The 10,304-nt window shown below is 33.3% G+C and carries 11 protein-coding genes; all 11 read right to left on the bottom strand.

Annotated features, from left to right (window positions below; genetic code table 11):
• Nucleotides 1–227: 227 nt before the first annotated feature.
• Nucleotides 228–1,019, bottom strand: coding sequence for a formate dehydrogenase accessory sulfurtransferase FdhD (gene fdhD / locus EBF09_RS07490; protein WP_121764495.1), 792 nt, complete (start codon nt 1,017–1,019; stop codon nt 228–230).
• Nucleotides 1,012–1,947 carry a formate dehydrogenase subunit gamma gene (locus tag EBF09_RS07485; protein ID WP_232817694.1) on the bottom strand — a complete coding sequence of 312 codons (936 nt, stop codon included), beginning with the start codon at nt 1,945–1,947 and terminating at the stop codon, nt 1,012–1,014. The genes fdhD and EBF09_RS07485 overlap by 8 nt, the downstream gene beginning before the upstream one ends.
• Before the next feature lie 10 nt (nt 1,948–1,957).
• Nucleotides 1,958–2,587, bottom strand: coding sequence for a formate dehydrogenase FDH3 subunit beta (gene fdh3B / locus EBF09_RS07480; RefSeq protein WP_121764493.1), 630 nt, complete (start codon nt 2,585–2,587; stop codon nt 1,958–1,960).
• Between the two features lie 13 nt (nt 2,588–2,600).
• Nucleotides 2,601–5,420, bottom strand: a complete 2,820-nt coding sequence (locus EBF09_RS07475; RefSeq protein ID WP_232817693.1) for a molybdopterin-dependent oxidoreductase — start codon at nt 5,418–5,420, stop codon at nt 2,601–2,603.
• Between the two features lie 27 nt (nt 5,421–5,447).
• The gene (locus EBF09_RS07465; RefSeq protein WP_111230183.1) at nt 5,448–5,642 is read right to left on the bottom strand and encodes a twin-arginine translocation signal domain-containing protein; all 195 of its coding nucleotides are present in this window, start codon (nt 5,640–5,642) and stop codon (nt 5,448–5,450) included.
• A 70-nt stretch (nt 5,643–5,712) separates the two neighbouring features.
• Nucleotides 5,713–6,312 carry a molecular chaperone TorD family protein gene (locus EBF09_RS07460; protein WP_121764497.1) on the bottom strand — a complete coding sequence of 200 codons (600 nt, stop codon included), beginning with the start codon at nt 6,310–6,312 and terminating at the stop codon, nt 5,713–5,715.
• A 10-nt stretch (nt 6,313–6,322) separates the two neighbouring features.
• Nucleotides 6,323–7,855, bottom strand: coding sequence for a 4Fe-4S binding protein (locus EBF09_RS07455; RefSeq protein WP_232817692.1), 1,533 nt, complete (start codon nt 7,853–7,855; stop codon nt 6,323–6,325).
• A gap of 203 nt (nt 7,856–8,058) precedes the next feature.
• Nucleotides 8,059–8,271, bottom strand: a complete 213-nt coding sequence (locus EBF09_RS07450; RefSeq protein WP_157978191.1) for a type II toxin-antitoxin system RelB/DinJ family antitoxin — start codon at nt 8,269–8,271, stop codon at nt 8,059–8,061.
• Nucleotides 8,272–8,601: 330 nt separating this feature from the next.
• Nucleotides 8,602–9,294, bottom strand: a complete 693-nt coding sequence (ung, locus tag EBF09_RS07445) for a uracil-DNA glycosylase (protein WP_121764489.1) — start codon at nt 9,292–9,294, stop codon at nt 8,602–8,604.
• 9 nt (nt 9,295–9,303) lie between these two features.
• Nucleotides 9,304–9,594 carry an Asp-tRNA(Asn)/Glu-tRNA(Gln) amidotransferase subunit GatC gene (gatC, locus tag EBF09_RS07440; protein WP_121764488.1) on the bottom strand — a complete coding sequence of 97 codons (291 nt, stop codon included), beginning with the start codon at nt 9,592–9,594 and terminating at the stop codon, nt 9,304–9,306.
• A gap of 20 nt (nt 9,595–9,614) precedes the next feature.
• Complete coding sequence (locus tag EBF09_RS07435; protein ID WP_157978190.1) at nt 9,615–10,262, bottom strand: TetR/AcrR family transcriptional regulator; 648 nt, start codon at nt 10,260–10,262, stop codon at nt 9,615–9,617.
• Nucleotides 10,263–10,304 lie beyond the last annotated feature (42 nt).

Below are 10,304 nucleotides of genomic sequence, written 5' to 3'. Positions count from 1 at the left end.
AGTATAAATAAACTATATGAGGGTTCTTTCTCCCATTTAGAACCCTCTTGTAGTTTATTAGTTTTAAGAGTTTTATTGATTTAAGTTTGTAAGGGATTTATTAAAATTTCTTAAAATAAAGATTTTTGGGATTTTTATTTACTTTGTTTATATTCTTTGTGGCTAACGCTCTTTATAGTGATAATATGGTAAGTTGCGGTTTATTATCTGATTTAATAGAATTGATTTTAAGAAGTAATTCTTCCACTATGAGTGTAAAGGTTTGCACTATTGCCTCTAGCAAAGCCTATAAGTGTAACACCACTTTCTTGAGCGGCTTTAATCCCCATATAAGTTGCAGCGGCTTTTGAAACGATAATTGGGATATTATGCATTACAGCCTTAATCACCATTTCTAGCGATAATCGCCCACTTACATAAAGAATCGCTTGGGATTTATCTAAATTTTTAAGCATAGCTTTACCCATTACTTTATCAATAGCATTATGGCGTCCTATATCTTCACTGATTAAGGTTTCATTTTTTAAAAGCAACATTGCTTTATGCACACAACCTGTTTTTGAGAAAAGCTCACTTGGCTTTTCAAACTCTCTTAAATTCTCAAAGATTTGTTTGCAAGAAACTTTCAAAGGAGTTTCTATAAAGCGTTCAATGATATGTCCTTCTAGATTCCCTGCAACTCCTACACAACAACCAGAAGTTAAAGTTTTTTCTCTAAAGAGATTTTTTAGATTTTCTTCGTGGATTTGTGCTTCTATCCATACGCTTTTGCCTTCATCTTCTATTTTTATAGAGCGTATTTGCTCTTTTTTGCTAATCACACCCTCACTAGTGAGAAACCCTACAATATGATAGTCTTGTTCTTTTGGAATACTCATTACTGAGAGCAGTTTTTTGCCATTGAGATAAAAGGCTATTCTTTCTTCTTTAATGACACAATCGCTAAAATATTCACTAGTGGGAATAAACCCACTCGGTGAAATTTTTTCAATGGGTAATGTTAGGCTTTCTTTATGCATTGAGTTCTTTGTAATAATAGCTATGTAAAATTGCAATTTCCTCTTCGCCCATATGTCCATCTAAAATAGAGCTTAAAGCCCCTTCAATAGCAAAGACAGCCATATAGATATGCGTGATTAAAAGTGCAATCACTAAAAAGCCTAAAATATTATGGATAAGTGCCATAGTTCTTAAAGTTTCAATATCCGCAAATTGAAAGAACATAAATGCTCCAGAAATTGCCATTACAAAACCACCTACGGTGCAAACCCAAAACCACATTTTTTGTCCTGCATTAAATTTACCAGCAGGAATAGGTTTTTTCTCTTTGCTTAAATATCCACCCATAATCATAAGCCATTGAATATCATAAAGTTTAAAAAGAGCGGGTTTAACCCACATTAAAAACATTAGAATTCCAAAAATGACAAATAAAATGGTAGCAATTCCATGCACATCTCTTGCAAAACGCACAAAAGCTCCTCCGCCAAGATTGCTTCCAAATACCATAATTAAGCCGGTTATGCTTAAAATAACAAAAGGAATGGCAGCAGCCCAATGCACAAAAATATTGTAGCTTGAGAATACTTTAATCTTTTTGCCATGAGAGAACTTTTTTTGTCCTACAACAATAAAATGCGTTAGGAATGCTAGAGGAACTAGCACGATGATAATTCCAAAAATGAGTGAAAAATAATGCCCTTGCAAAAGAGTAAAAATCTCCCCTAAACCATAAGAGTTAGGAGAGCCGACTCCCCAAGCTTTGATAGCTTCTACTTCAGGACCTCCATAGAGTTTTGTATTCATAGGATTTACCATTAAGCTATCATTGCCAGAGATTACCTCTGCATATTGCTTTCCACCTTCTTGTGGAACGCTAGGGTTTGCACTAAATGCAAAAGTAGCAAAGCCTAGAGTAATAATTAAGATTCGCAAAAATAATTTCATAGGAATCCTTTTAGTTTCCATAAGCGGTTTTCCACACATTTGGAACAGCATTAGGGATATTTTCTCCTCTCATTGTTGCACGATGCGTGATGATGTTTGCAACCTCTTCACTGCTTCCTGCAAGCAATGCTTTAGTAGAACACATACTCGCACACATAGGAACTTTACCTTCAGCAATCCTATTTTGTCCATAAAGTCTGTATTCTTCCTGGCTATTAGTTTCTTCAGGACCACCTGCACAGAAAGTGCATTTATCCATAGAACCACGACTTTCAAATACTCCATTTTTAGGGAATTGTGGAGCACCAAAAGGACAAGCATAAAGGCAGTATCCACAACCAATGCAAGTCTTTTTGTCGTGCAATACAATTCCATCTGCACGGATATAAAAGCAATCTACGGGGCAAACTTGCGCACAAGGAGCATCAGCACAATGCATACAAGCAATAGAAACAGCACTTTCTTTACCTACTTGCCCTTCATTTAGCACAACAACTCTTCTTCTATTTACACCCACAGGTAAATGGTGAGCTTCTTTACAAGCAACATCACAACCATGGCATTCAATACATCTATTAGTATCGCAATAAAATTTCACTCTTGCAAAATTTTGCAAAATATCTTGTGTATTTTGACTCATATTCTATCCTTTCTTATGCTTTTTCTATGCGACAAAGACCGCATTTTGTTTCAGGACATGCTGAATTGTAATCAAAACCATAGCTTGAAATCATATTTGCAGATTCACCGATAACATAAGGTTTTGTGCCTTCTGGATAATTTTCTAATCTTGATTTTCCTTGATCTAGTCCAGAGAAGTTTTGTGGCAACCAAACACTATTATAATCCACTCTAGTAGAGATTTTTACAGGCACTAAAATCTTAGTTCCACTTGTTCCATGTAACCAAACTTTATCGCCATTTATTACATTAAGCTCTGCTGCTCTATCGGGGTGGATTTCTACAAACATCTCACCTTCTACTTCAGCTAAATATTTAGCACTTCTTGTTTCGGCTCCTGTTCCCATATGTGCTACAAGTCTTCCGCTAAGCATATTTACTGGGAATTCTTTAACCCAATCTTTCTCTTTTTGTCTGCTTTCATATTTGATATTAGCTCTAAAGAGATTTTTCTTATCAGGGAAGCTTGGATATTTGCTTACTAAATCCCCTCTAAATGAATGGATAGGCTCTCTATGGAGTGGGATTTGATCATACCAATTCCAAACTTTTGCTCTAGCTTTTCCATTTCCATAAGGGCAAAGTCCAGCTTCAAGGGCTTTTTCTACTAGGATATTGTTACCAATTCCCATAGCAAAAGTAGTGCCTGCTACTGCTTGTTTTTCTTCTTCGGTTAGTTTAATTCCTAAAGATTCAGCATTTGCAGCACTTACAGGAGCATGTCCGCCTTCAAATTTTGCATTAGGCAATGTGCGATTTGTTAGCATACTTTGTCCATCAGGGCTAGTAACTCCCCAATTTACACGGAATCCCATACCACCACGCATTACAGGAATGCTATCATTATACATAACAGGAGTTCCAGGGTGTTTATCACTCCAGCAAGGCCAAGGTAGTCCATAGTAATCACCCTTAAATGGTCCAGTTCCTTCTAGCGTAACTTTATCAAACATATGCCAATTTTCTTGATGCGCTTTTAATCTTTCAGGGCTCATACCTTGTAAGCCTATGCTTCTAATGCTTTGAGTAAGCTCTGTTGTTGCATCATCAGGCCAAATGAATTTATCACGCCCTTTGCTTTTTGCAATATCATAAAGTCTCCATTGATACTCTTTTAAGAAACCTAATCTATCTGCTAATCCGAATAAGAATTCTTCATCAGGACGGCATTCAAAGAGAGGTTCCATAACTTTGCTTCTCCATTGATAGCTTCTATTTGTCGCTGCAACTGAACCCGCAGTTTCCATTTGTGAAGCAGCAGGAAGCATAAATAAGTTATCTTTCCTATCGCTATAAATAGCTAAATCATTTACATAAGGATCCACAAATACAACTAAATCTAGCATATCCATAGCTTTTCTTTGTAAATCAAGCAAAGATACTGTTGTCATACCAGAACCAATTACAACTAGCGCTCTAAGCTTTGTGCCACCATTGTTTGCCATATTTTCATCTTCTAAGACACCAAATTTCCAAGTAGAATGTGCAAATCCGGTTTTTTCCATCATTTCTTTGTCTTTGAAGCGTTTTAGCATCCAATCATATTCTACACCCCAATGTTTGCAGAAATGTCTCCAAGCAGGTTCGCCAAGCCCATAATATCCTGGAAGTGAATCAGCTAGGTTATTCATATCTGATGCACCTTGAACATTATCATGTCCTCTTAGGATATTTACACCTCCACCATTTTTACCAATATTTCCTAAGAACATTTGTAAAATTGGCATAATTCTTGTATTGCTTGTTCCTACTGTGTGCTGTGTTAAACCTTGATTCCAAATAAGGCTTGCAGGTTTTGCACTTGCCATTTCTTCAGCAATATGGCGGATTTCATCAGCAGGGATTCCACATACATCTGCTGCAACTTCAGGTGGGAATTTCTTAGCTTCTTTGATGATTTCTTCATAGCCATAAACACGCTCTTTTAGGAATTTCTCATCATAAAGTTTTTTCTCAATAATGTGATTTAATAAACCATAAGCAAAGGCAATATCTGTCCCACTTCTAATTCTATGGAATTCATCACATTTTGCTGCTGTTTTTGTAAATCTAGGATCAATACAAACTAATTTTGCTCCACTCTCTTTTGCTCTTAAAATATGCACCATGGATACTGGGTGATTAACCGCAGGATTTGCACCAATAATTAAAATATATTTTGAGAACATCATATCGCCAAGATGGTTTGTCATTCCACCATACCCAAATGTATTCGCCACACCAGCGACTGTCGGGCTGTGTCAAACTCTTGCGCAGTGATCTATGTTGTTTGTTCCAAAGAATGCTGCAAATTTTCTAATGTAGTAGCTTTGCTCATTAGAACATTTAGCACTACCTAAGAACATAACTGCATCAGGACCACTTTCTTCTCTAATTTGTTTTAATTTTACAGCAATTTTATCCATTGCTTCATCGTATTTTACTCTTGCCCATTTTCCATCAACTTTTTCTAATGGGTAGCGTAATCTTGTCTCACTTCTTGCTCTATCGATTAAGTCAGCACCTTTACAGCAATGTCCACCTTGAGAAACAGGGTGATCTTGTGCAACTTCTTGTCTAACCCAAACGCCATCTACAACTTCAGCAACAATACCACATCCAACAGAACAATGGGTGCAAATTGTTTTAATTTTTTGTGAGTTTGGATATCTCTCTTTTAGCTCTTGAGCGGTGGCAGGACGCATTGTTTTTTGGGTTTCACCTAAAGCAATGCTAGCACCTGCTAAGCTTCCAAGAGCGGTCATTTTCAAAAACGAACGCCTAGTTTGGCGTCTTTTGATAGCTTCGCTCATATTTTTTCCTTCTTTTACTTAAACTTCTTATTTAGCAACAGAATAATACATATCCCATTGTTTTGTCTTTTGATAAAGAATCTCTTCTTTAGGTGATTTACCACGAACTAGATTCTCGCTCGTCCCTTTTTTGCCACAACCAGCTAGCACGACACTAACACCAGCAATAGCAACGGAAGTTTTTGTGGCGGTTTTTAGAAATTCACGCCTACTATTTTCCATGGATACTCCTTGGTTTTGAGATTTGGGATAATCCCATCAAGACTTTTAAAAATTAAAAGCCTTAATGGAATTATGCAAAAATATTTTCTTCAAATTTTAAGAAATCCTCCAAAAGATAAGAGATTGTTGCATAGATTTTAGAATCTTTTCTTTCTTGAATTTCAGAAATAAGTTTAAACATTGCAACTTTAGCGTACATAAAAACTTCTTTGGCTAATTTGTCATTGTCCTTTTGCAAAAGATCTTTTAAAAAACCAAAAATAAATCCGATATGCTCTTCTGTTTCTTTAAAAGTTTGTGTTTGCACTCTAATATCACTTTCTCTAATAAAACTACGCATTTTTAATAGGCTTTCCCCGCCTACGCAATTTTCATAAAAATGCGAAAGATGTATTCCTACTTGTTTTGCCCCAAAAGGCAAGGCAAAAAGTGAAGAATATTCTTCTTTTAAGGCTTTATAATTGTCTTGTAACATTTTTTCTAAAAGTGCAAAATTTTCTTCTCCTTCAGGACTTAGGGGAGAAGTTTTTAAAAGAGAGATTTGCTTTTTAATGAGTTCTTCTCTTTCATCTAAAAGTTCAAAAACAAATAATCCATAAAAAAAGTCATAATATAAAACTCTAGCATTTTTTAAATCTTGTAGCTCTTGAGCGCTTAAATTTTCTAGCATAGCTTCCCCTTTAAATTTTGTCAGCAAACATTACTCTTACTTTGCAGTCAGGACAGCATTGCAAGGTGCGTAGCTTTTGTGGATCTTTAGAAAAAGAAACACTAAGCATATTAAAGATTTTATCAATAGATTTTTTAGTAGAGAAAGGTTTTCCGCATTCTACACATAAAAATGGCTCATCTTTTGCAAGTTCTCTACTTTTAAAATATTGCGAGTTAAGCTCCATTCCATCGCGGTGTAAGTCCATAATTTTTTCAGGACAAGAATCTACACAATAGCCACAAGTGGTGCAAAGACTTGGATTAAAACGCAAAGAAAAGTCATCGCTTTTTGCAAAAATTGCATTGACATTGCAAGCACCCACACAAGAAAGGCAAAGAGTACATTTATCACTATCAATTTGAATATTACCATAATACACAGGAGCTACACTTTTAGCAGCTCCAAAATCTTTATCTTTGATGATGTATTGTAGCCTTTGCGCAAAAGATTCTCTATGGGGTTTGTTATAGCGATTTTTATAAAGATAGCTTTCAAAAGGGGTGATTTTTTGCGAATAATTTTCAATATCTTGTGGAGTTTGAGCTTGAAGAATCGCATTTTTTTGGTAGGCATTTTGAGTGATATTGTTGATAAAATCAATCATGGGTGCTTGGTGATTAAAAACTAATAAATCATTGCCACTTGTTTGTAGCATCGTTAAATAGTCATTTTCATTAAGCATTTTAAGGTTGGGTAATACTAGCGGAGTTAGATTTTGTGGGAGAGTGAAGCCTAAATGCACAAGGCTTTCATAAGAATCTAAATCGCATAGAAAAATTTTACTCTCTTTGTAAAGCTCAATAATTTCTTCTAAGCCCTCTTTTGGAAGATCCTCATAAGTTAGAGAGCTTGTAGGGCATACACCTACACAAGCACCACAGGCTATACAATCAATAGGAGAAAAGACAAGCTCCATTAAACTATCATTAGCTCCCACCCCAAAAGTAGGGCAAATATCAGCACATTTTCCACAATGCTTTTCGCGTCTGTGATGGTATTGACAGGCATCTTCTTTGTAAGTGATAATTTCTTTATAACTAAAAGTTCCTAAGTTTTTTTTGAGGGTTTCTAAAAGTGCGCTAGGATTATCAAAATCAGCCACACTATAGATTCCACGAAAACGGATAAGGTTATCATCGCTTACAAATAAAACTGCTTGAGAGAAAGAAATATCTTCTTCATTGTTTAATTTTGCAACAAAATTTCCAAAGCTTCCATTGATAGAAAGTGTTTTTGAAATCTCAATTAAGCTGACTTCAAAGTCTTTTGTTGCGTCTTTTTTGAAATATTCAATAAGAGGCGGAATATTTCCTTCTTCATCTTCTGAATAAAATAGAGCAAGTGAGTTAGAAATAGGGGTGCTTTTGTTATTCTCTAGTTTAAAATCTTCAAAAATCTCTTGAATTTTTTGTAAAGTGTGTAGTTTGCTAGAATAGGATTCTTCTTGTTTGTTTAAGATTAGATGTCCAAGTGGAAGAGAATTTTGTATATGCATCTCCATAGGAAAAAGCCTTTTGAAATTTATTTATAGTTATATATTTTAGTAAAGATAATTTTAACTAAATCTACTTTGTATTTTACTCTTAATTCTAAAGAAAAGTCAATATTTTTTTAACATTTACATTATATTTATTTATATACATTAAAGGGAATTTATTTTTATTGTAAGATCAAGGGAGTAAGCAATAGAATAAAAACTATTGCTTAGCTTGATTTTTTAGTGATTTTTTGTGTTTTTTCAGTTGTATCACCACCGCGTATTTCAAAAGGAATAGAATTTTCTCTAATGACTGTTTTTGCGAAGATATTAAAAGCGGAGCTTACATTAAGTCCCATAGTTTCAACAATCTTTTCAAAATTTCTTTTGTCAGCTTTGTTCATTCTAAATGTTACATTGATATTATCTGTTTTATCCATAACTACATCCTTTAATTCTGAAATAAACATTTGCATTATACTATAAAATTAAGGTAAAAATTTATAAAAATTTTATTTTTTTACCATAAAAATAAGTTATTTTAAATACTTAATTAAAATTTCATAGTAAAGGCTTAATTATAATATATTATTTAAAAATATTTCAATAAAAATGAGACAAAATATCTAAAAATAGTGCTTTTATTTTAAAAAATGTCTTTTAGTTTGATTTTATATGTAAAAAAATTTAAAAGATAAGCTTAAAAATTATAAAATAATCATAACTTTAACTAAAAAAAATTATAGAAAAAAGAAATATTATATAAATTTTTAAGGAATATTCCAAGTAATAGGAGAAATATTTTTAGAAATTAGGTAAGCATTTGTTTTGGAAAAATGTTTGCAACCTAAAAATTTATTTCCTGCAAGAGGTGAGGGATGTGTCGCTTCTAAAATAAGATGTTTATTTGCATCAATGAGAGTTTTTTTGCTTCTAGCATAGTTTCCCCATAATAAAAATACAATATTTTCTCTTTTTTGGCTAATGTGTTTAATAACGCTATCACTAAAAGTTTGCCAACCAAAATCCTTATGCGACCCGGGCTTATTTTTCTCAACGCTTAAAATACTATTTAGGAGTAAAACACCTTCTTTTGCCCAAGAGCTTAAATCACCACTTTGAGAAATAGGGATTTGCAAATCTTGCCACAATTCCTTATAAATGTTTTTTAAAGAGGGGGGAGGTGGCACTCCTTGTGGCACAGAGAAAGATAAGCCCATAGCTTGATGTTCATTGTGGTAGGGATCTTGTCCTAAAAGCACAACTTTAACTTTATCAAAAGGTGTAAGATTAAAAGCATTAAATAAAAGAGGAGCAGGGGGATAGAGGATTGCTCCATTTTGTTTTGCTAAAAGATATTGTCTTTTGATTTCAAGAAAATAGGGGGATAAAAACTCTTCTTTTAATACTTCTTTCCATGAAGAATGGATTTTGATATTTTCTAAAGAGATTTCTATTTCCATATTTTAATGCTACTCAATAATTTTTGGAACAATAAAGAAAGATTCTTCACTCAGTGGAGCATGGCTTAGAATGTCTTTAGCGATATTTTCATCTCCACAAGGCAAATCTTCACGCATAAAACCTTTAGAATCTAATGGATTAAAAGAAGCAGGAATATTTTCAAGCTCCAAAGAATTAATATTTTCTACAAAATTTACAATTTCGCTTAGATTCTCTTTTGTTTCTTGTAGTTTTTCTTCTTCTAGATTAATACTACCTAATCTTTGCAATTTTGCTAAAAGTAAATCATCAATTTTCATATTTTTATCCTTCAAATAAATTAATTTTGTGTTTTATTCCAAAGTAAGAAAATTTGCACGCAAAGCTTTACATTTTCTTCAATATCTTTTTGGCTTGGAAGTTTGAAATTAGAATCTGTAATAGAAGCCCAAAGATAAGGAGTGATTAAAAGATTTAAAAAGCGTTGCACAGCTTCTTTAAGATTTGTGAATTTTAATTCATTATTTTCTTGATAAAAGCGTAATCCTTCTATAAAGTATTGTTTGCTATTTTCTACACATACAGTATTGAAAGTATGGAGCAAATCTGGATTTTTATAACCCTCAATGACAACTAATCTATGAAGAGCAATAGAGTTTTTAGAAACAATATTAGAGCATAACTTCATACCTAATTCTTTTAAATAGTCTTCAAGGCTCAAAGAGTTGTTTTGTAAGTTTGTCTGATTTTTTAGATGTGTTTGAAATTCTTCAATAAAATGTGTAACCGCTTTAGCAATTGATTCTTTAAAAAGGTTATTTTTGTTTTGAAAAATATCATAAATTGTAGCTAAAGAACCGCCTGTTTCTTTTACGATCATTTGTAGGCTTGTTTTTTCATAGCCATGCTCTAAAAAGATTTTATAGGCAATATCTAAAATTCTTTCTTTTTTTGCTTGTTGTTTTTTAAAAAAAGTTTGTCTATGCAAAGAAATCCTTTGTTGTAGTAAATTAGTTTTAATTAAAGCATA

Origin of the sequence: Helicobacter burdigaliensis (assembly GCF_003670295.1) — a bacterium.
GTDB lineage: Bacteria > Campylobacterota > Campylobacteria > Campylobacterales > Helicobacteraceae > Helicobacter_D > Helicobacter_D burdigaliensis.
This window is presented reverse-complemented; position numbering and strand designations above follow the sequence as displayed.